At 44.7% G+C, this 23,865-nt stretch carries 23 protein-coding genes; 12 read left to right on the forward strand and 11 right to left on the reverse strand.

Features of this window, described 5'->3' with window-relative positions; translation table 11 throughout:
- Positions 1-259: 259 nt before the first annotated feature.
- From crtB to F6K57_RS02830, 3 genes are all read right to left on the reverse strand, one after another.
- The gene (crtB, locus tag F6K57_RS02820) at positions 260-1,189 is read right to left on the reverse strand and encodes a 15-cis-phytoene synthase CrtB (RefSeq protein WP_293065031.1); all 930 of its coding nucleotides are present in this window, start codon (positions 1,187-1,189) and stop codon (positions 260-262) included.
- A gap of 42 nt (positions 1,190-1,231) precedes the next feature.
- On the reverse strand, positions 1,232-2,710 hold the full coding sequence (gene pds / locus F6K57_RS02825) for a 15-cis-phytoene desaturase (protein WP_293064661.1): 1,479 nt from the start codon (positions 2,708-2,710) through the stop codon (positions 1,232-1,234).
- Between the two features lie 237 nt (positions 2,711-2,947).
- A complete protein-coding gene (locus F6K57_RS02830; protein WP_293036197.1) occupies positions 2,948-3,310 on the reverse strand; it encodes a DUF4870 domain-containing protein in 363 nt (120 codons plus the stop codon).
- A gap of 356 nt (positions 3,311-3,666) precedes the next feature.
- On the opposite strand from F6K57_RS02830, the gene prfC reads away from it, so the two are divergent.
- Positions 3,667-5,295, forward strand: a complete 1,629-nt coding sequence (prfC, locus tag F6K57_RS02835; protein ID WP_293044921.1) for a peptide chain release factor 3 — start codon at positions 3,667-3,669, stop codon at positions 5,293-5,295.
- Between the two features lie 725 nt (positions 5,296-6,020).
- Here the strand turns inward: prfC and F6K57_RS02840 are convergent.
- Positions 6,021-6,716 (reverse strand): phosphate ABC transporter permease, encoded by a 696-nt coding sequence (locus F6K57_RS02840; protein ID WP_293044919.1) that lies wholly within the window; start codon positions 6,714-6,716, stop codon positions 6,021-6,023.
- A gap of 135 nt (positions 6,717-6,851) precedes the next feature.
- Positions 6,852-7,679 (reverse strand): 4-hydroxy-tetrahydrodipicolinate reductase, encoded by an 828-nt coding sequence (dapB, locus tag F6K57_RS02845; protein ID WP_293018848.1) that lies wholly within the window; start codon positions 7,677-7,679, stop codon positions 6,852-6,854.
- Between the two features lie 361 nt (positions 7,680-8,040).
- Here dapB and F6K57_RS02850 point away from each other — a divergent pair, with 361 nt between their 5' ends.
- Complete coding sequence (locus tag F6K57_RS02850; RefSeq protein WP_293018849.1) at positions 8,041-8,367, forward strand: STAS domain-containing protein; 327 nt, start codon at positions 8,041-8,043, stop codon at positions 8,365-8,367.
- Between the two features lie 375 nt (positions 8,368-8,742).
- Here F6K57_RS02850 and F6K57_RS02855 read toward each other — a convergent pair whose 3' ends face one another.
- Positions 8,743-9,888: a SpoIIE family protein phosphatase gene (locus F6K57_RS02855; protein ID WP_293018850.1), complete on the reverse strand. Its 1,146-nt coding sequence runs from the start codon at positions 9,886-9,888 to the stop codon at positions 8,743-8,745.
- Positions 9,889-10,437: 549 nt separating this feature from the next.
- Here F6K57_RS02855 and F6K57_RS02860 point away from each other — a divergent pair.
- A complete protein-coding gene (locus F6K57_RS02860; RefSeq protein ID WP_293018852.1) occupies positions 10,438-10,932 on the forward strand; it encodes an ATP-binding protein in 495 nt (164 codons plus the stop codon).
- A 126-nt stretch (positions 10,933-11,058) separates the two neighbouring features.
- Positions 11,059-11,241: a hypothetical protein gene (locus F6K57_RS02865; protein ID WP_293018854.1), complete on the forward strand. Its 183-nt coding sequence runs from the start codon at positions 11,059-11,061 to the stop codon at positions 11,239-11,241.
- A 2-nt stretch (positions 11,242-11,243) separates the two neighbouring features.
- Here F6K57_RS02865 and F6K57_RS02870 read toward each other — a convergent pair whose 3' ends face one another.
- Positions 11,244-12,629 carry a cytochrome P450 gene (locus F6K57_RS02870; protein WP_293018855.1) on the reverse strand — a complete coding sequence of 462 codons (1,386 nt, stop codon included), beginning with the start codon at positions 12,627-12,629 and terminating at the stop codon, positions 11,244-11,246.
- Between the two features lie 403 nt (positions 12,630-13,032).
- Here F6K57_RS02870 and F6K57_RS02875 point away from each other — a divergent pair, with 403 nt between their 5' ends.
- The 5 genes from F6K57_RS02875 to F6K57_RS02895 all read left to right on the forward strand — a co-directional run bounded on the left by F6K57_RS02875 (position 13,033) and on the right by F6K57_RS02895 (position 18,643).
- A complete protein-coding gene (locus F6K57_RS02875) occupies positions 13,033-15,243 on the forward strand; it encodes a phosphoketolase (protein WP_293064670.1) in 2,211 nt (736 codons plus the stop codon).
- 120 nt (positions 15,244-15,363) lie between these two features.
- Positions 15,364-16,944: a cytochrome P450 gene (locus F6K57_RS02880; protein WP_293064673.1), complete on the forward strand. Its 1,581-nt coding sequence runs from the start codon at positions 15,364-15,366 to the stop codon at positions 16,942-16,944.
- Between the two features lie 241 nt (positions 16,945-17,185).
- A complete protein-coding gene (locus F6K57_RS02885) occupies positions 17,186-17,713 on the forward strand; it encodes a hypothetical protein (RefSeq protein WP_293018859.1) in 528 nt (175 codons plus the stop codon).
- Positions 17,713-17,835, forward strand: coding sequence for a hypothetical protein (locus F6K57_RS02890; protein WP_293030813.1), 123 nt, complete (start codon positions 17,713-17,715; stop codon positions 17,833-17,835). The genes F6K57_RS02885 and F6K57_RS02890 overlap by 1 nt, the downstream gene beginning before the upstream one ends.
- A gap of 463 nt (positions 17,836-18,298) precedes the next feature.
- Positions 18,299-18,643 carry a hypothetical protein gene (locus F6K57_RS02895; RefSeq protein WP_293046770.1) on the forward strand — a complete coding sequence of 115 codons (345 nt, stop codon included), beginning with the start codon at positions 18,299-18,301 and terminating at the stop codon, positions 18,641-18,643.
- Here the strand turns inward: F6K57_RS02895 and F6K57_RS02900 are convergent.
- The 4 genes from F6K57_RS02900 to F6K57_RS02910 all read right to left on the reverse strand — a co-directional run bounded on the left by F6K57_RS02900 (position 18,621) and on the right by F6K57_RS02910 (position 19,610).
- On the reverse strand, positions 18,621-18,833 hold the full coding sequence (locus F6K57_RS02900) for a hypothetical protein (RefSeq protein WP_293064678.1): 213 nt from the start codon (positions 18,831-18,833) through the stop codon (positions 18,621-18,623). The genes F6K57_RS02895 and F6K57_RS02900 overlap by 23 nt on opposite strands.
- A 106-nt stretch (positions 18,834-18,939) precedes the next feature.
- Positions 18,940-19,074, reverse strand: coding sequence for a hypothetical protein (locus F6K57_RS41850; protein WP_364300990.1), 135 nt, complete (start codon positions 19,072-19,074; stop codon positions 18,940-18,942).
- Positions 19,075-19,365 carry a type II toxin-antitoxin system death-on-curing family toxin gene (locus F6K57_RS02905; protein ID WP_293046767.1) on the reverse strand — a complete coding sequence of 97 codons (291 nt, stop codon included), beginning with the start codon at positions 19,363-19,365 and terminating at the stop codon, positions 19,075-19,077.
- On the reverse strand, positions 19,362-19,610 hold the full coding sequence (locus F6K57_RS02910; RefSeq protein ID WP_293046766.1) for an AbrB/MazE/SpoVT family DNA-binding domain-containing protein: 249 nt from the start codon (positions 19,608-19,610) through the stop codon (positions 19,362-19,364). Before F6K57_RS02910 ends, F6K57_RS02905 begins: the two co-directional genes overlap by 4 nt.
- Positions 19,611-19,693: 83 nt before the next feature.
- Here F6K57_RS02910 and F6K57_RS02915 point away from each other — a divergent pair, with 83 nt between their 5' ends.
- The 3 genes from F6K57_RS02915 (at position 19,694) to F6K57_RS02925 (ending at position 23,709) form a co-directional block, all read left to right on the forward strand.
- Positions 19,694-19,819 (forward strand): hypothetical protein, encoded by a 126-nt coding sequence (locus tag F6K57_RS02915; protein ID WP_293064680.1) that lies wholly within the window; start codon positions 19,694-19,696, stop codon positions 19,817-19,819.
- A gap of 23 nt (positions 19,820-19,842) precedes the next feature.
- The gene (locus F6K57_RS02920; RefSeq protein WP_293064682.1) at positions 19,843-22,659 is read left to right on the forward strand and encodes a HEAT repeat domain-containing protein; all 2,817 of its coding nucleotides are present in this window, start codon (positions 19,843-19,845) and stop codon (positions 22,657-22,659) included.
- Positions 22,660-22,731: 72 nt separating this feature from the next.
- Positions 22,732-23,709, forward strand: a complete 978-nt coding sequence (locus F6K57_RS02925) for an NAD(P)-dependent alcohol dehydrogenase (protein WP_293064684.1) — start codon at positions 22,732-22,734, stop codon at positions 23,707-23,709.
- The last annotated feature ends 156 nt before the right edge of the window (positions 23,710-23,865 follow it).

The raw sequence follows: 23,865 nt of genomic DNA on the forward strand, positions 1-23,865 counted from the left end.
GAAATCTAACACAATTTGGTAAATAATGCTAGATTTATTAACATTTATTTTAACTGTTACAAACCCTTTGATGTTCCCCCTTCCACCTTCTCCTTTTCCAATCCCAAGCATTTGTAGCACCATTAAATAGAATTGATAGTATTTTCCTTTTGTATCCCACTCTTTTGCTGCCCTTGGTCAACGGTAAAAAAAAACCCATCGATATGTAGGATGGGGATTTCTTGACAGATTTTCCATTAAGGATTTGCCATGGCGCATGCTATAGAACTTGTGCCCTCAGCCAGGCTATCGGTAAGGATAACATCTTACGGAGTTTGGGCACATAGGCTCTTTGGCTAAATACATCGTAATGGTTGTGTTCAATCACATTGAGAATTTTCTGATAGAGCATCAACGCAGACCAAACCGGCCAACGGGCATCACGGCTTAGGGCTCTAATACCTCTTTCTGCTTTGGTATAGTAATCCCTTGCCCGTTGAATTTGGAAACGCATTAGTTCCTGCCAACGGTCATCAACCACACCTTTGAACAAATCATCCTCAGTGTAATTAAACCGTTGCAAATCTTCTAAGGGTATGTAAATACGACCTCGTCTAGCATCCTCTCCAATATCTCGGAGGATGTTAGTTAGCTGATTGGCAATACCTAATGCGATCGCTTCTCCCACCGGATTATAGGAGTTTGTTTGCTGATCCCAGGGTGCTTTACTAGTGGAGTTGTCAACCCCCAGCACAGCACTAGACATTAACCCCACCGTACCCGCCACCCGATAACAGTAAAGATTAAGTTCATCAAAGGTTTCATAGCGACTACGGTAGAGATCCATCTGCTGACCTGCAATCATATCCCGAAAGGGTTGAATATCTATTGGAAACCGTTCTAGGGTATCGACCAAAGCCACATCATAGTCATCGATGGGATGTCCGGCAAATATAGATTCCAGATGTTCTTCCCACTGATCTAGGGTTTCAGGGGTGGTTAAAGCCGCCTGGGGACCATCAACTAGTTCATCAGTTCGTCTGCACCAGACGTATATTGCCCAGATGGCTCGACGTTTGGCTTCTGGCATTAGTAGGGTGCCAAGATAAAACGTCTTAGAGTACTTCGCCGTAATCTGGCGGCATAATTCGTAGGATTTTGACCGGGAGGCCAGGTTTCTCATGGGCTGAGATTTGGGCAGTTGGAGCATTCTTAGCAACGTTGGAGATTGGAAGCTTTCAACTTTCATCCTTCAGCCCTCAGTACTCGCCCTTGGCATGGGTGAAGAGACTAACGGGATGTCAATCTCTGCTTTCTGATTGCCGGCTAGTGGTTGAGCGCTGGTTTGTGAAAGCCTAGTGCTGTTGTTATTTATTGCCTGCGATGTCAGCTTACCAGAAAGTACGGCTCCTTCCATACTTGCTAGGTATCGTTGCATAGTGTAATCCCCGCTTAGGAAGAAGTTGGCAATGGGTGTTTCTTGGGAGGGACGGTGCTGCTGCCGTCCTGGAGTTGCCTTATATACCGAACGGGGAGTCTTAACCACGTGGTATTTTAGCAGTTGAGCTGAGTTATCAGTACCAAAATGCTTGGGGAACAGTTTCTCCAGTTCTGCTAGGGTGGCATTCACAATTTCGAGATCGGATTTGCCAATCCAATATGACGCAGGTGCTAAGACCAATTCCAACATTGAGCGGTCAGGATTAGCGTACTCTTTGCAGGTATTGCTCATGTCAGCATAGACACTAAGCAGGGGTGATCGGGAAAATAACAGATGGTCAATATCCGTCAGTTTGCGGTCAAACCACATCTGCAGGTTAATTACCGGTACCCCCTCTAGCCCATCCAGCTGTGTGAAAAATTCCATGTCACCCCAAGGTTTGGGTATCATCAGCTTTAAAGGGTCTACCGGCATAGCTGATACATAAGCATCCGCTGTCAGAACTTGATCGGGTGCTCCATTCAATCCCCGGATCAAGAACCCACTGACAGTGTTGTCTGAATTGAGTAAAAATTCTTTAACTGGGGCATTCAAGCGTACTTCTCCACCCCGCTGTGTGATATAATCAACTAATGGTTGACAGAGTCGCTCCGTGGGAGAACCATCCAAGAATGCCATCTTGGAACCGTTTTTTTCCTGTAGGAAGCGGTTAAGAGCAGTCAAGATTACAGTGGACGAAATTTCATCAGGCCCAATAAAGTTTAGTGCCTTAGACATGGCGATGAAGACTTCCTTCTCTACTCGCGGTGGTACGTTCTGTTTTTTCAGCCATTCGGAGAAGGAGTATTTGTCCATTGCTTCCACATACTTTTGCCCTTGAAGCATGGCCGGAATCAACCCTATCCCAAAGCTAATCTTCTCGGGCCAGGTCAGCATGTCGTTATTGCGCAGAATTGCCACAATCCCATTGAGGGGAGCTGGTAGATCTGGGAAGTCAAACCGGGAGTAAGTTCCAGGTTGATTTGGCTGATTAAAAATCATGGTGTGCTCTTTCCACTGCAGCCGGTCTTCAATACCCAGTTCTTTAATTAGCTGCAGCATATTGGGATAGGCACCAAAAAATATATGGAGACCAGTTTCATACCAGTCTCCATCTTGATCTTTCCAGGCTGCCACTTTACCGCCTAAAACATTTCGGCGTTCTAGGACAATCGGGGTGTGACCAGCGTCTGTTAGATATTTAGCACAGGAAAGCCCTGCTAGTCCGGCTCCAGCGATCGCAACTCGCATGTGATAGTAATACTGTAAATTTTTCGCTTAGGGGTGTTCTTTTAATTATACTTTGCATTTCGTTACATTTTACATCTGACCCCCAGGTTTTTCCGGGGGGTGGTAAGAGCGGGAAGAGGGGGAAGAATGAAATTCTCTGGTCTGATCGAATCTTCCTGACCTCCTGTGACACTCTTTCTGCAACCATGGCATGCTCCCCCCTGTTAACTCAGGTTCGAGTTAAACCCTAGCGCTAGCTTAAATCACACGGAATATAAATGGGTAGCGGTAGGATACATTGGGATCCCCAAGAATCTTGAGAATTGCCATAATCGGCAGTACCAAACTTAAAATAAATAACAGAGGCAGGAAAAGCCAACCAATCAGGATAATAGTCAAAGTCCCAAAAATTACCTCATATAGCCAGACATTGAAGTGAAAATTAAGGGACTCTTTGGCATTATCTTTGACTACTTGATCATCGGAGATTAACAAGATAGCCAGGGGAATTAACACGGAGATAAATGAGACACTAATGAAAATTGCTCCGTGACATAATGCTGATAAAAGCTTGCGCTTGTCGGGGTCATAGTCGATGTTATTTTTTTGGTCATAAACCATAATAGAGCTCCTTTATTTCGATAATGTATTCAATTTTACTTACCTATAATCATAGCATTTATCTCCCTATACTATAGGTAGTAAATTCCGTCCAAAATCAGGTATGAAATCACCACATTATTGATTAGTTATTATTTAGTATAATTAGCAAAAGTATAGAACAGGGAATGGGAAAACGGGAATAGGTGAATTCGCCTCAGGGCTCAATTATCAAGACTAGTTTTGGACGGCAAGCTAATGGTCTATTAGTCATTAGTCATTTGTAACTACGAGCAGACTCTGGTCAATCAGAAAGGACTAATAACCATAAAATTATGTCAGAATGTAAAGGAAAGTCCCCTATCTAGTCTTTTCGGATGTCCACTGAACTTGAGGCAGAATTGCTCAACGCTGTTGAACACCGCCGTAACTTTGCGATTATTTCCCACCCGGACGCGGGTAAAACTACATTGACAGAAAAATTATTACTCTATGGTGGAGCAATTCACGAAGCCGGAGCAGTGAAGGCACGGCGAGCTCAGCGCAAGGCAACCTCGGACTGGATGGAAATGGAGCAACAACGGGGAATTTCGATTACCTCGACGGTGTTGCAGTTTGCCTATGAGGACTGTCAGATTAATTTACTGGACACACCCGGACACCAAGATTTCAGTGAAGATACCTATCGCACTCTGGCAGCAGCTGATAATGCGGTGATGCTGATTGATGCAGCAAAGGGTCTAGAGCCCCAAACCAGGAAATTGTTTGAAGTGTGCAAAATGCGATCGCTTCCTATATTTACCTTTGTCAACAAGCTTGACCGTCCCGCACGAGAACCCCTAGAACTACTCGATGAGATTGAGCAGGAGCTGGGGTTACAAACCTATGGGGTCAACTGGCCGATTGGCATGGGCGATCGCTTTAAAGGAGTTTTTGACCGCCGAAGACAACAAATCCACTTGTTTGAACGCACCGCTCACGGCTCCCGGGAGGCGAAGGATACGGTAGTTAATTTGGGGGACCCCCAGATTGAACAGCTGCTAGAACAAGACTTATATTATCAACTCAAGGAAGAGTTAGAAATTCTCGATGGTGTTGGTCCAGACCTGGATTTAGAGCTGATTCATGCTGGTCAAATGACCCCTGTGTTTTTTGGCAGTGCCATGACTAATTTTGGGGTGCAGCTTTTTCTAGATGCTTTTTTGGACTATGCCCTGAAACCAGAATCTCGGAAATCCACAGTGGGCGAGATTCCTCCAACTTATCCAGACTTTAGTGGCTTTGTGTTTAAGCTGCAAGCGAATATGGATCCCAAGCACCGGGATAGGGTGGCCTTTGTGCGGGTGTGTACGGGTAAGTTTGAAAAGGATATGACTGTCAGCCATGCTCGTACTGGTAAAACCGTTCGTTTGTCAAGACCCCAAAAGCTGTTTGCTCAAGACCGAGAATCCATTGATGTTGCCTATGCAGGGGATGTGATTGGTTTGAATAATCCGGGGGTGTTTGCGATTGGGGATACGATTTACAACGGTAAGAAGTTGGAGTATGAAGGTATTCCTTGTTTTTCCCCAGAATTGTTTGCTTATTTGAAGAATCCTAACCCCTCTAAGTTTAAGCAGTTCCAGAAAGGAGTCAAGGAGTTGCGGGAAGAAGGGGCTGTGCAAATTATGTATTCCGTTGATGAGTCGAAGCGGGACCCAATTCTGGCAGCAGTGGGACAGTTGCAATTTGAAGTAGTCCAGTTTCGCCTCAGAAATGAGTATGGCGTAGAAACCAGGTTGGATATGTTGCCCTATAGTGTGGCTCGTTGGGTAGCCGGTGGCTGGGGAGCCTTGGAAAAAGCTGGGCGTTTGTTTAATACTGTGACAGTCAAAGATAATTGGGGACGTCCAGTGCTATTGTTTAAAAATCAGTGGAATTTGCAGCAAGTCGCAGAAGATCATCCAGAGTTGGATTTGAATTCTAGCGCTCCTGTGGTGTCTGGTTCTGAACCCAAGTCTACATAGCATTTATGTGACGGGGTGATAAGCAGCCTTGTTAGCCTTACTGGGTGTGGGGTGTAGGGTATGGTTTCTAGCCAACGAATCCCACTACCCCTCTAGAAACTAGAGGATCCTAGGCACGAACGAGCTGCACACCGTTAATCCTTAACAAAACTCGCGGAATTCCCCACCTTCTTTCAAGGTGGGGAAAGAAGTTAGCGTAAGGTAGGGTCGCGGCTTGAGCGTCGGCAGGTTATGCATAAAAGGTAACGGCGCTTTTGTAATAAGGCGACCCAACAATCAGGTTTCGTCTCCGGGATGGATAGCGAAACGACAACCTATGAGATTGGTGCTAAAATGAACATGGTTGCTGACCCGCCTGACTGACTAAAAGGCTACCTTAAAAACGGTCTAATTATCGGATGTTTTAGATCCCAAGGTATAAAAGTACTAGCAGAGCTCAGGGAAGAGACTTGCCCCAGCTGGTTAGCCATAGATGCTGTAATTCCAAGGTAAGTCTGTCGTAAAAGTTATACGTCTGCGGAAGGCGGATGTCTGCCTGTGGACGCTGAGTAAGACCAACGCTAGCAGGCGTGCTTTCCAATGGCTGGGAAACCCGGCCTTGGCTTGCGCCTCTGGTTGAGGCATCGGCGGATGAAGCGGGAAATCCCAAAGACGAATAAAACCGTCCCTGATTAGATCTGAGAATTGGAAGCCCCAACCTCAGTGAAACAGGTTGGGGTACTTCACTAAGACCTTCGACGCCTAGAACTACGGGGACGTTGTCTCGAATAAGAGCGCTCTTCATCCCTCAATTTACGACTAACTTGGACAAAGACATCTCGTTGCACGTAAGGATAGTCATTTACCCAAATGTCTAAGCTAGGAATATATATATCACTGGTCTGGGCAATCTTCCCTAAGTCAGGCTGATTGGACATAACCAACATCTGAGCAATTTGTCCAGGTGAAATATTTTTGTGGAGGCGTTCTAGGGGAACTTGCAGCTGACTTATAAATCCAGTTTCATCTTCGACTTCTAGATTTAACCGTCTCTCCCGGTGTTCCACAATTACCAACTCACCCCGCTGATTGACTTGTTCTTCTGTACCAATCAACTCCTCCGTCACAAATACATCCTCGATTCGACCCTGCCAGAAGCCACTATAGCCATATCGGCGCATCTTTAGGTTTCGCATACTTGCCCAATATACGGGACCCCACAACCAGTAAAGCCCTGCAGTGATCTCGAATAATACCCGGAAGGGAGCAAAAGCTGAACCAAGCATCAAAGCTAAAATTAAAATCACCACAACTGCGATTAAAGAAATTAACAGTCGCCTTAAAAAATCTCGAAACTTGCCCCAGTAGTAGCGATACTGGAGCCCCGTGGCTAGGACGGGAACGATTTGTTCAAACTTCTGGCGAGTGATCGGAATTAGCATGGGTTTTGTACTTAGTTCTTAGTCCTTAGTCTTTAGTTAATTAATCTGTCTTTAGTGTTTAGTTTTTAGATTTATTGTGATTGATCTCAATTTTGACAAATCACGAATGACTAATGACTAATGACCAATAACTCGTCACAAGATTTTCTCTAACCCATATAGTAGACCTTTGAGCTGGGTAACTTTGCGAATCGCGAGCAGTACTCCTGGCATATAGCAGGAACGGTCGCTGGTGTCGTGACGTAGGGTGTAAATTTGACCAGGGGCACCGAAGATGACTTCTTGGTGAGCAATTAAGCCAGGTAAACGCACGCTATGAATCCGAATATTGTCTTCTGCAATACTTCCCCTGGCACCTTTTAGTTTTTCGGTTTCTTCCACCATTGCCGGATTATAGGTTTTACCTGCTCCAGCCATTCGTTGGGCGGTTTGAATGGCAGTACCGCTGGGAGCGTCGGCTTTTTGGTTGTGGTGGAGTTCTATGATTTCTAAGTGGTCAAAGTATTGGGAGGCTTGCACAGCTGCTTGTTGCAGTAATGCCATACCAATGGAGAAGTTGGGGATAATTAGGCAGCCAGTGCTGGCTTTTTCAGCAAATTCTGAGAGGTCTTTGATTTGGTCGGGACTAAGACCAGTGGTGCCAACTACGGGGCGGACACCGTATGCGATCGCAGTTCGGATGTTCTCGTATATGCTATCAGGGTGGGTAAAGTCTACCATCACCCCTTGGGTTTTTTCTTGGGTAGCAAGAACTAGATTGGCTTGCAGGTCATTGAGAATGGGAATTTCAACTGGTTCGCACCCCGCAACTTCTCCGGCGTCTTGACCTAGATACTTAGGATTGGTATCGATGGCACCGATTAGGGTTATGTCTTGGGCTTGAGATACAGCCTTAATCACCTCTCGACCCATTTTTCCGGCGGCACCGTTTACGACTACTGGAATGGGATTTGAATTGGACATGGTTTCAGGATAGTTTGGGGCTCTGCCAAGGCAATTTTAATCTATATTGCGTCATCTATATTGGGAGTTTTCGTGGGAGTGGGGTTAGGGGATGGAACCGTGAAAACCCGAGCGGACACCACGGATAGCACCAAGGGTAGATCGGTTCAAATCTTGCTTGTTGTGATCAGCCTGCGCTATTAGCCCCCAAATTCATCCCAAATTCAAGTTTACTATGCTCTTTATCGGTGAGGCTAATCCTGAAAGAAGCGATTAGTGCTGTAGTGGTAGGGTAGGGCGTGGGTCAGCATCTGGCTGAAATGAATTGTCACGGCTATACTAGCAAAGTCAGTATATGTTTGTAACTAGCTTAATTTGGTATATGAGTAGTGCTGTTAAAGTAGTTCAACCCACAGGCATTCTAGATGGTACACAAGCTGCCAGTTTTCGTCAAGAGGTTGCTGAGCTGGTGGAATCTAACGCAGATATTATTTTGATTGATTTTAAAGATGTTACTTTTATGGATAGTTCTGGTTTGGGAGCGTTGGTACTTGCTCTGAAAACTATTCGTGCTGCTGGGAGCAAGATGTATATCTGCTCAGTTAATGAGCAAATCAAAATGTTATTTGAACTGACCAGCATGGACAGAGTTTTTGAAATCTTTTCTACACGAGAAGATTTTGAAAGCGAGGTGCTTTCTACAAGATAATTCCAGGGAAGTCTATAGGGCGATCGCCCTTGGGCGTAGCCCTTTTCAAATCCTAGGTTTTGTTTCAGTAAAGGTAGGAAGATGGTTTAGGAAAATTCCCTAACCCTTAATTAACCTGAGTTCGACATAACCAACTATCCTCCGATTTAGGATTGAGGAGTCAGGATTATCCAGTCAAAAGTCAGGATTCATAATAATTAGTTCTCCAGTAATTTTGAACATAAATTGGCAAAAAAAGCCACCAATCGTTCTTTATCGGCCCACTAACCTGGCTGAATGCTTCTGATGATTGACTGCCATTGATTATCCTGTCTCCTCATTAAAATATGCCAATTTATTTCAGGTAAATGAGGTTGATTATTCCAGGGAAAGTGTTCATAAAAAATTGATTTCCAGTAACGATAAATCATCATCAAAATAGTGTTTAGGGTTCACGGCTTCCAGAGATTTCAAAATCAAATCTAGGTGACAAGCACCATTGTGATTTTGCTTACACTCTGCCAGTAACCTAATGAAGGGCTCAAGTCCCCAAACGTTCCCATTGGATTGGTTAATCTCGTAAATCCCATCGCTGAATATATATAGGGTGCTCGATTCAGTAATTTCACAGCACTGATCAATGTAATCGGCATCTGGGAACATACCAACGGGTAAGCCAGGGGTTTTTAGACGTTGTACTTCCATCAAGGAACCATGGGTCTGAGCAATTAATATTGCGGGTGGATGTCCTGCACTAGCATAGACCAGTTGACGCTTGACCTGGTTATATACCCCATACCAGACCGTGAAGTATTTATCATTTCGCTCAGTGATCTGGAAGGTTTGGTTCAACCCTCGTAGAACATCACTCGGTTGATAGTAGTTAATCGACTTTAGAGCCCGCGACCTGAGTAAATTTAGCACTGAAAGTGTGGGCAAGGCAGCTCGTAAGCCATGTCCAGCAGCATCCAGCAGATAAATTGCCAAATGCTCTGAGTCTAGCCAATAATAGTCAAAGCCATCACCTCCCAGTTTTCGGGAGGGAATAAATCGGGTGTCGATGGTCACCGATGGTTTGATCATCCGGTCTGGAAGAATCGAACTAACATACTCTGCTGCCTCGGCTAATTCTCCCTCCAACAACTGCTTTTGGTGCTGCAAATCATGACTTAGTTGATGTAACCTCAAGCCAGCTCTGACTCGTGCGTTCAACTCTGCTATTTCGATCGGCTTACACAGAAAGTCATCTGCTCCAGCATCTAACCCCTCTACCCGGTCTTCAATGGAATTTCGAGATGTCACCAGAATAAATATGGTGGTTGAGAGTCCCGGTGTTGCCTTGAGTTGACGACAGACATCCAATCCATTCATACCGGGCATAATCCAATCGCAAATGACTAGGGCTGGACGTAACTTTTGTACCTGCACCAAACCTTCTTCGCCGTTGCTAGCTACAGCTACCTCATAACCCTGCTTGTAAAGGGTTCGTTTCAGTAACATCTGAATGGCTGGATCATCATCAATAATCAGAATTTGGTTCATGGCACTGAGGTTGTACAAATTACTCTAGGATTTATCAATACACTGACTTACAATCAGGACAGCAAGTAGATTCTGACCGGCTGAATTTCACGAAACCTTGATCAGACCCCAAGGTAAGTTAGACTGAGTTACTTTTATTGATGGCATTCCCTATTGGCATACCGGATTTATTTGTTCCTAACTTCCTTCTCTTGCACCGCTTCCGGTTTCTTCCCCCTTTTCGCGCATCTCAATCAATCTTTCCGATTTTGGGCAACAGCTTCTAGGGGGCAAGACCCCCTAGAGGGCGAGACCCCCTGGCTTGATAGAAAACGGGAAAAGAAACCCCATTTGCCCCAATGGTTTTCCCAGTGCTTCTGGCAAAGCTTCTGGAAAAAATTTTCTTTGAAGGCATTGAGTATTAGTCCATGGTAGAGGGAGATATAAATCTAGGTTAAACTGGATTCCTTGATCTTAGAGTACCCTTTGGAGAGAATCAGGCTTCAATGTGGTTGATGTATGTGGTTGATGTATGTGGTTGATGTAAAAGATTTTGAGGAATTGAAAAAATTGAAAACATCTATCCAAAAATTTCCTAGCGACCTTAAGGCGTTAGAAAAGGCTTTGGGATGGTTTGACCAGTTCAAACCATCGTCTGTTCGCCAAAAAGTCTGGTTGCAGTGCCAATTAGCTCTCGCTGAAGGATTTACCAATGCTGTTCGCCATGCTCACAAAGATTTGCCAGAAGACGTTTCCATTGATGTTGAAGTTACTTTATTCCCCCAGCGCTTAGAGTTACGCATCTGGGATCAAGGACCTCCCTTTGATTTAGAACAGCGGCTGACAGACATCAAGCAGCAAATGAACCTTGAATCTGGTGGTGGACGTGGCATCGCAATACTAAAAAAAATTGCTGATCATCTCAGCTATACCCGTACCGATGACAACCGGAACTGTTTGTTAATTGTGAAGTGTTATCAGGAATTGGGAAAGAGCGATTTAAAAACTTTTTGTAAAGAAAATGTTAACGAGTCTCGATTACCAATTGTCCGACCGATGGAGTAGGATAGTTAGATGGGTGACCTAAGTGCCTGAAACTCTGATGCTGTGCTAGTTAGACTTTTGTTGACATTTATTTATACTCAGCAGAGAATAACACAAAATCTTTAATATTCTGAGTAATTCACTATTTTGTTTGGCAACACCATACCGGGTTTGGAAGAGTATGCTCACAAAATGCGATTGACGTTCCGTCACGCTACGCGATCGCATCCAACCGCCCTTTTCGGTAACCTTACTGGCCGCAAAGACTCTCGGTTATCACGGATAACCGTTTCTGTTGCTATGGGACAGTTACTTGCACAATTATTTTGATCCTAAATAGAATTTACGGTAGCAGGCTTTGGTGAATCCTTAGCAACACGTTGACCTGTCATCACCATAGGAACCCCATTTTCAGGAGCAATCGCGAATCCACGACGAGCTGGTTTAATGATTTTGTCTTGTGCTAGGGCTAAGTGATAATTAGACAATACCTTAGCCAAAACCAGTTTCATTTCCAACATCGCCAAAGTAGCACCAATACAGCGTCGGTTTCCACCACCAAAGGGAAAATACTCATAGGCAGAGTATTGACGCTCAAGGAATCGTTCTGGTTTAAACTGATCGGAGTCTGGATAGAGGTCTTCTCGACGATGGGTTAAATAGGGACAGGCAAAAAGGGTAGTATTGGCCTGATAGTGGTGACCCATAATAGTAATTGGGGCTGTGGTAATGCGGGCGAAGATCACAAACGCCACTGGGTAAATCCGCAGGGTTTCGTAGGCTACTGCTGTGAGATAGGGCAGTTGGGCAATTGCCATCGGGTCTGGATTATCCCCTAAGCTATCAATTTCCTCTAGCAGTTTTTGGCGCACTGTCGGTAATCGATGAATCCAGTAAAATGCCCAAGCTAAAGCGGTTGCAGTAGTCTCATGACCTGCAAACAAGAGAGTCATCAACTGATCTTGTAACTCGTGATCACTCATTAACTCACCATTTTCGTCCCGAGCGGACATCATTAAACTGAGAATGTCATTGCCCATATGCTCGGGTTGCTCTCGGCGCTGATTAATCTCTTCCTGAAGGAGGTTATAAATTTCCTGCCTACGCCGCACCAACTTGCCCCAAGGACTCCAAGCCCCTAAATCTCGTTGCAGGAACTTAAAAAACAGCATACTAGAGCGCAGGGGGGAACTAGTCATATCTAGCATGGCTGCCAGGAGTGGCTTCAGTTTTTGGTAACGGGGTCCGTGACCTAGACCGAAAACCCCCTGCATGATTACCTGGATGGTAATGTCTTGCATGGCAGTACGGGCAGTAAAGGCTTGACCGATTACCCACTGACTCGCTACTTGCTCAGTAATATCACAAATCAATTGACTGTAGGAATTAATTCGTTGCCCATGAAAGGGAGGAATCAAAAGTTTACGCTGCCGCTGGTGGGGTTGACCATCGAGTAAAGTCATTGAGGTTTCCCCCAGCAAGGGTCGTAGCAGCTTATTTCGTTCACCAGACTTAAACTGGCTAGGAGGAGCGGTCAAGACTTCCTGAATTGCTTGGGGATGGCTGAGGATGACTAACGGTCCGAAACCACTTAGCCGTATGGTAAATGTATCTCCATAGCGTTCTACACACTGATCCAAATATTTCAGAGGGTCAGCAACCCAATAGATTAACTGTAACCACTCAGGGATTTGAGGACCTTCAGGCAATTTACTCACACTCGTTTTCCTCTGTTACTTTCTTAAGACAAATTCATGGTCTAACCTAACTACCATATTGCAACAAAACCTTCGGTTAGCTCATTACTATCAGAAAAGCGCTTATTGACAAGCTATTAATAGGATTAAGGGTAATCAAAACTAGTCGATTAATCCTATTCTGTTAGTCTCTGGGAATTCAAATGAAGCAAGATTTGATCACAATCTCGACAAGGCAGGTATGACAATGGATCTAGAGTTGCAGATTCTCAAGTCGTCTCAATAGTAGTCTCAATCAATCTCATCCATAAGACATTTCACTGGTTAAAACCCCAAATTTACCCTTTATACTAATTCCGCACCAAGCCAGCTGATTGTAATATTTGTTTAATACTCGTAATAATTAGAAAAGGTTTCTGAGACTATGACAGTTGGTAGCAGGGTTCCGACATTCTGTCAAGGAATTCAGTATTTTGACAATACCATACCGGGTTTTGATGCGGCTTTTGACCAATACGGGCAAGGAGTAGCCATTGCCCTGGGGCAAAAAGCGATCGCATCTCCTGATGATCCAGCAGCTGTCTTCCAGACCTTACTGGCTGCTGATGCCCTACGCTACCTAACCCTGCACATCACTGCTAGTAAATCTTCTGGTCATCCAGGGGGATTTGCCAGCATTGCGGACGGCATTGCAGCTTTGGTGATGCTGGGTTACAAAAACATTATTACTGAAGTGGGACATCATGCCCCAGGCTTCTACAGTAACATGTTTCTGGACGGCTCCCTAGAGGAGATGGGCATTAAGACTGTAGAACAGATGGGGGAACGCTTCCGAGAAATGCACGGATTGCTCGGACACCTTTCTGGTCAAATTCCCGGACTCCTCAATCCGGCTGGCCCCCTCGGACAAGGGCAACACTTTGCCATGGCCGGGGCTTTGCTTCATCCAGGGGTACTATTCCCAGTTACCATAGGGGATGGGGGCTTGGGTGAACCTTATGTGATGAGCAGTTTTGGTCACTTCTCTACGGCTTATCCCCAGGTGACTAATTTTCTGCCCATATTAGTGTGGAATGGTTACAGCCAGGAACACCATAGTATGGTTTCCACAAAGTCCAATCAAGAGATGATTGCATACTGGCAGGGGAATGGTTTCCAAGAAGTAATCTTAATCAATGCTAAGGATTACGATGATGCTGACCAACCCGGTGAGTATATCGATAGCACAGAGTTTTCGTTCCAGAAGCGGTTGGCATTTACCCAAGGGGTTTTGGAAGCTACGGATAAAGCGGCTAAATCAGCGTTGAGTGGTAAGTTAACGGTGCTGATTGTTAAACAACTCAAAGGAGCGGGAGTCCACAAACGGGGAGCGAAAGCTCACAATCTCTACCCAGGAGATACCCTGGAAAAAGATTATATTGTTAGTGCCCTTAAAGCTCGGGCGTTGCCTTCTAAAGCCTGGGAATTAGTCAGGACAAATTTTGAGCGTTCTGGAGGAGGGTCAGCAGCCCATACTGTAGTCACAGAAAAGGAATTGCCTTTACCAGATTTAGGTGAATTACCTTTAGAGGAATTTGTGATTGACGCAGACAAGAAAATAGCGACTACCGCTATGGGAACGATAGTTGCTCATGTGGGGCAAAAAGACCCTAATTTTATTATTTCCAATGCTGATGGCAATGCTGCTTCTGGAATTAATAATATTAACCAAGCCCTAAAAATTATCCACCCCACCCCGGATGAAATTTACTTCCAAGGCCCAAAAGGTCAGGTGTACGAACCCTTGAGTGAAGATGCTTGTGCTGGATTAGCGGTAGGGTTAGCTTTGTTTGGCGCTCGTACTCTGTGGTGTTCTTATGAATCCTTTGCTATCAATGGGTTACCCATTTGGCAAACCGTTACCCAAGCCATGGCAGAATTGCGCCGTCCTACTCCGTCTACTATTACATTATTTACCGCTGGGGCACTGGAGCAAGGACGCAATGGTTGGACTCACCAGCGTCCTGAAATTGAAAATTACTTTGCTGCTATGATGCGCAATGGCAATATTTTCCCCTTGTTTCCCTGTGATGCTAATAGTATCCAAGTGTGTTATGAGTGGGCGCTGAGTACTAAGAATAAAGGAATTACCATTACTGCTAGTAAGTCACCCTTACCGGTGCGCACGACCTTTGAGCAAACCCGTCAAGGATTGCGAGATGGTGCAGTGGTGTTGCATGAAACTAAAGGTAGTAAAACTGTTGTGTTTGCGGTGATTGGGGATATGAGCCTGATGCCAGTGTTTGATGCTGCTTCGGATTTGGAAGAGCAAGGGATTGGGGTGCGGATTGTTTCGGTAATCAGTCCCCGCCGCTTGTACCGTCCTGATGATACGGCTTGGAAAACCTGTACTGAAGCTGATGGCGGTTTCTTAGATGATCAGGGGTTTGAACAGCTGTTTGGTGGGGATGGGTTGATTGGTGTTACTGGTGGTACCAGTGCGATGCTGGAACCGATTATGTTACGTAGTACTTGCCAGCGGGATGTGGTGGCTTGGAAGCGTGGTGAAACGGCTGGCAGTGCTGGTCAAATTATGGCGTTTAATGGTTTGACTGCTGAGGCTTTGGCTAAACGAGCGATTGACTTGGTTGGTTAAAATTTAGTTGGCTAGAATTTTTTGGTGTAGCCCTATCTTTAAGGATGGGGCTGCACTAATCAAGCCTCGCTGCCCGGAGCCAAGACTAAACGTTAATAGTTGTTAAATTAAGGCAGATTCATGTTCCAAGAGATTGCTGCTCAGATTGCTTTTTCCCCCTCCTTTCCCTATTTAGCCACAGCTCTAGGGATTACTAGCATCGGGGGACTACTGGGCTGGGGCTGGTGGCAACGAAAAAATACTTACAAATCTCTAGAGTTACTGCCGTGTCCTCCCAAACACTGGCTATTGGGAAATCTTCCTCAGGTATTAGCAGCAGTTAAACAGAAAAAATTCTTCCAATTATTGTTTGATTGGAGCAAGCAGCTAGGCCCGATTTATGTTTTATGGATTAACCCTCCAGTTCTGGTTTTGAGTCAACCAAAGGTGATAGAAAACACCATTGTGAATGGCATCAAAGATGGCAGCTTAGGTAGGTGTAAGCAATTGCGCCAAGTTTTCAACGACCTTGCTGGTGCTCCCGTTCTTATCGGAGAAAACGGGAGTGAGTGGCAGTGGCGACGGAAGGCTTGGAATCCTCAATTCAATTCTAGTGGTCTGTCCAAATACTTTGAGATTATTAACCTTGCCTGCGAACAAGTAATTGCCAGACTTCTGCAAGATGCACCGCAAACAGAGGTAAAGGTCGATTTCCTGTTTGTGGAACTAACTATGAGGGTGATTTTCTGTTTAGTGGTGGGAATTCCTGTAGATGGAAAATCCTCTAGTTCTGAAGGTCCACCCCTCGATATTCTTAAGGCTCACGAGGCGATGTCTATTATAGGATATCGGGTCTTACGGTTATTCGCTGGGGAGAAGATATGGATGAAATATTTGCCCACTAAGGCTTCACGAGATTACTGGAGAGCAATGGCATATTTAGAGGGTTTGATTGGTCCGAGAGTGGAATTAGCCTTGAAGATGAGAGCACAAAACCCGACTAATTGGGGGCAGGTAAGTCCAAACTTCCAGGAATCGATGTTAGTGAAAATAGCGGCTAAGGAACCAAAATACACTCGGAAAACACTGATAGCAGAAGCGATTGAAATCTTGATTGCTGGTACTGATACCACAGCTCATACTTTATCCTTTGCGGTAGCAGAGTTAGCATTAAATGCCAGGGTTTTTCAGAAAGCACAAGCTGTGGTTGACCAGAGTTGGCAAAGTAATGGTGGTATTAATACAGAAAGTCTGAAAAAACTGACTTACATCAGTGCCATTATCAAAGAAACTTTGCGCCTTTATTCAGTCGCCGAAGGTTCCACTTCCTTGGAGGCTGAAGGTGAAACCGTGATTGAGGGCAACTTGATTCCTCGTGGCACGATTATCTCCTGGTCAATACTTGGTGCTGGGCGAGACCCAGAGGTCTATGGCAACCCCGAGGAATTTTGGCCAGAGCGTTGGTTAGACCAGGGCAAGGGCAGCAGCCCACTTCCAATGATCACCTTTGGCTCAGGTTCTCATCGTTGCTTGGGAGAGCATCTGGCCATGGTGGAAGCAACGGTAATGCTAGCCATGCTGCTCCGTTATTTCGACTGGGAGTTGGTCAATGGTCGTTCATCTGTTGAACAGTTAGAACAGAACCTTTTGATTTATCCGTCCGATGGGATGCCAGTGCGTTTTAAGCCTAGAGACTTGCAGTGTATTGAGGAAACTTACTAGGTTTTAGGGAGTAGGGAGTAGGGAGTAGGGAGTAGGGATTAAGGGCAGTCATGGGGGTTTCCACGGGGCTGATAATGGTTTTTGGGTAACCTATCTCTTAATAAGAGACCTTCATGATATACCCAGTCGTGCCCCTGACCGTTAACAGGTGTGCTCCTCTTAACGGTAAGGTGTTAAGAGCATGTTAAGCTTATAGATTAAAAGGCTCCCGACCACTATCTTATCATAGGCACGGACAACTATGCGACCTGATTTGCAGGACTTGGTGATTTCAGAGGATTATCTAACCAATTTGATTGGGGAGAAGCCAGAGCGAGTCAGAGGTTTTTTCCTAGAGAAACCAAAAGAACCAGGAGATTTCCTGATCAAATTGGGTAGAGGGTCCTTTCTATGGCTGAAATATAAGGCAGTTAGACGGCTGGTGAAAGAGGTGGATCGATACAATACGGTGATTAGAGCTGTACACATTAATGATCAATTGGAAGAAGCTGGGAATCCAGGTGTTGGTCTCAGTAATCGGGAGCGAGTGCTCGAAGCCCTTAGGGTGATGAAAACGGATTTAGTGCGTGCCTTGAAGACAGAACGAATTCTCAGGGAGAATAAGCAGTTTATTACTAAGAATCCTCAGCTATTTACTACTAATTTAACCACCTTGACCGCCCTGCACTTGAGTGATCAGGCCAGTGAGTATGGACGAGTGCTAGACCAAGCCTTGCAGGTGGCAGTGGGGGTGCAAGAGGAAATGAGAAAATTGCAGAATCAGCGTTAGTGGACGCTAAAGTATTTAGTTTAGGGAGTCGGGAGTCGGGAGTCGGGAGTCGGGAGTCGGGAATAGGGAATCGGGAATCGGGAATCGGGAATCGGGAATCGGGAAAAATCCTGTGTACCTGAGGTGCGACCCGTGGGGAATTTAATTCTTAATGGGTCAAGGGCACCTGATAGTTATGACAAAACCTGTCAGAAGAGCAAATATTTAGTTAAAGAATAAAAGCAACTGATTATTGCTGTTATTAAAAAGCGATAATAATTAATTCTATTACCCCTTGGATAATATTTAATTATTTAAGTTACCGTAAAAAAATAGGTTAATTTTTAAGTTTTAATAGTAGTATATCGATTCCATAGTTGAGTGGTAATTCTAAGAATAGATGGCAAAAGCATAGGTCTGGCATGACGCTTCATTGTCATTATTCATTCAGAGAATTACAGGAATTGTACAATGCCTTATCAAAATATTACCGGTACTCTCTCCGAAAGAGATATCCAAGAAATCAAAACTGCCCTACAAACGATTGAATAAAAGCTGCCTTTCTTAGTTAATCTAACGGCTGAGGAACGACGCAACATGTTTAAAATGGGTTCAAAAAGTCTATCCTTTGTGAATAATAGCCTCACTGCTGCCCAATCTAACCCCAAAATTCTACCTGCTAGCTTTGACCTAGACGAGTTTGTACGGGACTATCAGCTCGCTGTGACTCTGACCGATGTCTTATTCCAACTGCGACAGTTAACTGAAAAGGTGGATGATACCTTAATGGCAGTCAGCTCTGAAGCGATGAACAGCAGTCTACAAGTCTATGATTACATCAAGACGGCTGCGAAAAGGACTCCCGGTCTAAAAACCATTGCCGAGAGTTTAGGGAAACGCTTTAAAAAAGTTAATCGTAATAAGTCTGCTAAAGCCAATTCTCAGGCTTAGGTTCCAACAAGGCTTTCGGTCGAAGTTCTGAGCTTCGTGGACGAGCCTCTGAGCTTCCTGGACGAGCCTCTGAGCTTCCTGGACGAGCCTCTGAGCTTCCTGGACGAGCCTCTGAGCTTCGTTTATATCCCCTAAATCCATAATCAGGACTTACAGACCAAGACCCTTGAACCCGTTTATCCTGATCCATCAAAAGCTGACATCGGTATCATTACGGTCAATAACCCGCTTGGCAGATTAGTCCTGATTATGTTGCTCGATCCTGTGCTAGGCATGATCCATAACATGATCCATAGTTAGTATGGATCATCAAATGAAGTACCGACATTTGCTTCTAGCCACTTAGCGATCGCGTAGCGTGACGTTCCGTCAATCGCATTTTGGCTTTCTTGGTCTGTTGCTAACCTTTCCATCATTACCACAACATCCATTTATGGGACATCTAGAGAATATCCATTTACTTCAAGGAAAGTTGCCATCACTGGGAAAGCGACCCTTTTATTGCCATCTATAAACGGATGGTTTTTTGCCAAACCATATCCATAGGCTGCTGCTAAATCAAATAAGGTTGGTTGACCATATGCAAATAGATGTCTAGGTCTGGCTAAACTAGCCGATAGCAGATTTTCGTCCCGAATTCCTGGACTTCCCCCATGTTGTGCAATTTGATCACTATGAATAGCTCTGGCTATAGCTTCCGATCTCCACAGCGGTTCCCTCACTTAGCCAGCTCCCTCAACGCATTTTCATACCTCTTGCTGACTTTCTGATAAGCTGCCATTACCGTTTCAAACTCAGGGTCTTTTGTGGTGATTTCAACACCATCAGCGGTTTCTGTGATAAATACAGTATCTCCTTGGCCTTTCGGCCACGCTACGCGAACACCAACATTAAGCTGTTGTAGGATCTCGTCAGGTAGGGTTATCCCTAAGGAATTACCAATCTTATTAATTTTGAGCTTGTACATAGTGTAAAGGGGGCGTTGCTGAATTAAGGAATTAATAGGAGTCGGGTGGGCATCCTACCTGCCGGAAAATTGTAACGGGCAAGATGCCCATTCCACCAAGATACCCGTTCTACAGCTATCGGTCACTCCCGATTCCCCATTCCCCATTCCCGACTCCCGATTCCCGACTCCCGACTCCCTACTCCCTACGGATCTATAATAATACATAAACCAAACAACAACTACCAATAACATGCTGGATTGGTTAGCACTTTGGGGACTTTCTAGTGCCGGTGGCTATCTTGCCAAAGAAGTGATCGGTCCCTTGGCCAAAGACGCTCTAGAAGACTACACTAAGGATTTTTTCAAAGAATCTATCAAAGATTATACCGGACTATCGGATCAAGATACCCAGAAAAAACTCTTGCTTAAAGCCTTAAAAGCTTTTGTGGCTTTAATGGAAAAGGAATTAAAAGTTGCTGACCTATCTAAGCAAGAGGTAAAACAATATACTAAACCCCTCAAGCAGTATATTAATAACCAATCCATTAAAGCTATCCTGGGAAGTGCCTTTAACTATGGCTGTAAAGAAATAGATACCGAAACATTAGCCAAGACTTGGGTTGAGCTGAAGTTATTACCATTACCGGAAGAATTTCGTTGGAAGTATATTGGTAGACAATATCTCAAGCAAGTACAAACTATCATTAAGCAATCGGATAAGTTACGGCCTATCCGCAATTTCGAAAATATTGAAGCGATCGCCAAAAACACTGAAGCTACAGCAGGCATTATCCCAGACTTTGACTTAAGGGAATATCAAGAAGCAATCCTAGAACGCTATGGTAATGTCAAATTAGATAGTTTAGATACCGACGGCTCTGCCTATAATCAACTAAAACTCTGGAATATATTTATCCCCCAAAATGTGCGAGAGGTTCATGACTTGATGCCAGAGGCGATTCATGAACTTCCTAAGGATTATGATCAAAAACTGCTAGAGACTGGTCAACTAGAACAGGAAATTGACCAACAGGAGCTGGAAAAAGCTAAAAAGCTTTATTATCAACAGCCAATTAAATCCGTATTGGATGTGATCAAGGACTCTCAACGCTATCGGTATTTGGTAGTTTTAGGAGACCCAGGCTCTGGTAAATCTACCTTGCTACAATATTTAGCATTGGAGTGGGCAAGAACAGATATAACTACTGCCTTTTCTCTACCAATTCCCTTACTGATTGAATTACGCACCTATATCCGGAATCGCGATAGTGGACAGTGTAATAACTTTTTGGAATTCTGTCATCAAAGCAGTGGCTCTATCTGTCATCTCAATCAACATCAAATTCATGACCAGTTAAAAGCTGGTAATGCCTTAGTGATGTTTGATGGCTTGGATGAAGTGTTTGATTTAGGGAAACGAGAAGATGTGATTACGGATATTCATCGCTTTACGAATAAGTATCCCAAGGTAAGAGTAATTGTAACATCTCGGGTAATTGGTTATAAACCCCAACGGCTACGGGATGCTGAATTTCGTCATGTTATGCTCCAAGACTTGGAGTCGGAACAAATTCAAACCTTTATCGAGCACTGGCATGATTTAACTTTTACGGATCAAGCCGATAAAGTTAGGAAACGGGAGCGCTTACAAAAAGCAATAGACACATCCTCCCCCATTCGACAACTGGCGCAAAATCCCCTATTACTAACGATGATGGCAATCCTGAATCGCAATCAAGAATTGCCTCGTGACCGTTCTGAACTCTATAACCAATCCTCTCGATTACTGCTCCATCAATGGGATTATGATTATGACCCTTATGGAAATGAGGCAAAGTTAGTCCGTGATATTCGCATTAAAGCTGTAGTAGCAGTAGCCACCCATTGGCAAGACCACCCAGATACCTTGCCCCTACTTCAAGAATTGGCTGGCTCTGATACTGATCTAGATCTGCGAGTTACAGCAATTAAACAGTTAGCTCAAGGTTACAAAGACCACCCAGATGCCTTCGCCACACTTCAAGAATTGGCTCGCTCTGATACTGATTCGTGGGTGCGGCGTACAGCAATTGAACAGTTAGCTCAATGTTACAAAGACCACCCAGATGCCTTCGCCACACTTCAACAATCGGCTCGCTCTGATACTGATCTAGATTTGCGAGTTACAGCAATTAAACAATTAGCTCAAGGTTACAAAGACCACCCAGATGCCTTCGCCACACTTCAACAATTGGCTTGCTCGGATATTTATGTGTTAGTGCGACGTACAGCAATTGAACAGTTAGCTCAAGGTTACCAAGACCACCCAGATACCTTAGCCCTACTTCAACAATCGGCTCGCTCTAATACTGATTCGCGGGTGCGAGCTACAGCAATTGAACAGTTAGCTCAAGGTTACCAAGACCACCCAGATACCTTAGCCCTACTTCAACAATCGGCTCGCTCTGATCCTGATTCGCGGGTGCGACGTACAGCAATTGAACAGTTAGCTCAATGTTACCAAGACCACCGAGATACTTTACCTCTACTTCAACAATCGGCTCGCTCTGATACTAATTGGGAGTTGCGAATTACAGCAATTGAACAGTTAGCTCAAGGTTACCAAGACCACCGAGATACTTTACCTCTACTTCAAGCATCGGTTCGCTCTGATACTGATTCGTGGGTACGAATTACAGCAATTGAACAGTTAGCTCAAGGTTACCAAGACCACCGAGATACCTTCGCCCTACTTCAACAATCGGCTCGCTTTGATACTGATTCGGATGTGCGAGTTACAGCAATTGAACAGTTAGCTCAAGGTTGGCACGATCGCGTAGCGTGGCCTACGGCCAATCAGCCTTGGTTATTTGAATTTTTATGCGATCGCATTCTCCATGACCCCTTTGAGCGTAAGGAACGCTGGGATGACAATCCTCGACAAGCAGCCCTTAAGGCCATCCTCGAATATTATCCTAACCATTTTCAAACCCGATCCTTATTGCAGGATAGAGCAGACCATGACTCCGATCCTAAACTGCGGAAGTTTGCTCAGAAGGAATTAGTCAAATTATCGAGCTTTTCATAGTAATCAAGTATATAGCAATTATCATAGCTATAAAAATTGCTATACATAATAAAACAATTAACCAAAATACCTATGAAAGCAATTCTATACACAAAATACGGATCACCCGATGTTCTTCAGCTCAAAGAAATAGAAAAACCCATCCCTAAGGAGGATGAAGTATTAGTAAAAATTCATAGCGCATCCGCCAATGCAGGTGATTGGCATTTACTCAGAGGAGAACCCTTATTGATCCGCATCATGGGCTTTGGACTCCTAAAACCAAAAAACCAGATACTGGGAGCAGACATAGCAGGGCGGGTTGAAGCCATTGGCAAAAACGTAAAGCAGTTTCAGCCAGGTGATGAAGTATTCGGGAACCTATCCGAGGGTGGTTTCGGGGGTTTTGCCGAGTATGTATGTGCTAAGGAAAGTGCATTGGTGTTGAAACCCGCCAATATCACCTTCGAGGAAGTGGCAGCAGTACCGGCAGCAGCACTCACCGCCCTGCAAGGTCTTCGGGACCAAGGGCAGATTCAGTCAGGGCAAAAGGTTTTAATTAATGGTGCCTCTGGTGGTGTAGGTACCTTTGCCGTCCAGATTGCCAAATCCTTCGGAGCGGAAGTGACTGGCGTGTGCAGCACCAGGAATTTAGACATGGTGCGCTCCATTGGTGCAGACCATGTGATTGATTACACTAAAGAAGATTTTACCAAAAATGGTCAGCATTATGACCTAATTCTTGATGCTGCGGCCTATCGTTCCATTTTGGATTACAAGAATATATTAACTCCCAACGGAATTTATGTCTTCGTCGGAGGTTCCACAGCTCAACTTTTCCAACTTATGTTCCTAGGACCATGGATTTCCATGACCGGAAGTAATAAAATCGTGTCCCTGTTTATGGAACCAAACAAGAAGGATTTGGTGTTTATCAAAGAGCTTCTTGAAACCGGCAAAATAGCAGCTGTTATCGATAGAAGATACAGCTTAAGTGAGGTGCCTGAAGCTATCAGATATCTTGAACAAGGACACGGGAGAGGTAAAGTTGTAATAACGTTGGAAGAGTAGGGAGTAGGGAGTAGGGAGTAGGGAGTAGGGAGTAGGGAGTAGGGAGTAGGGAGTAGGGAGTAGGGAGTAGGGAGTAGGGAGTAGGGAGTAGGGAGTAGGGAGTAGGGAAAAAATCCTGTGTACCTCATTAGGCTAAAAACCGCTATATAGGTAAAA

Source organism: Moorena sp. SIO4A5, from assembly GCF_010672005.1.
Taxonomy (GTDB): Bacteria; Cyanobacteriota; Cyanobacteriia; order Cyanobacteriales; family Coleofasciculaceae; genus Moorena.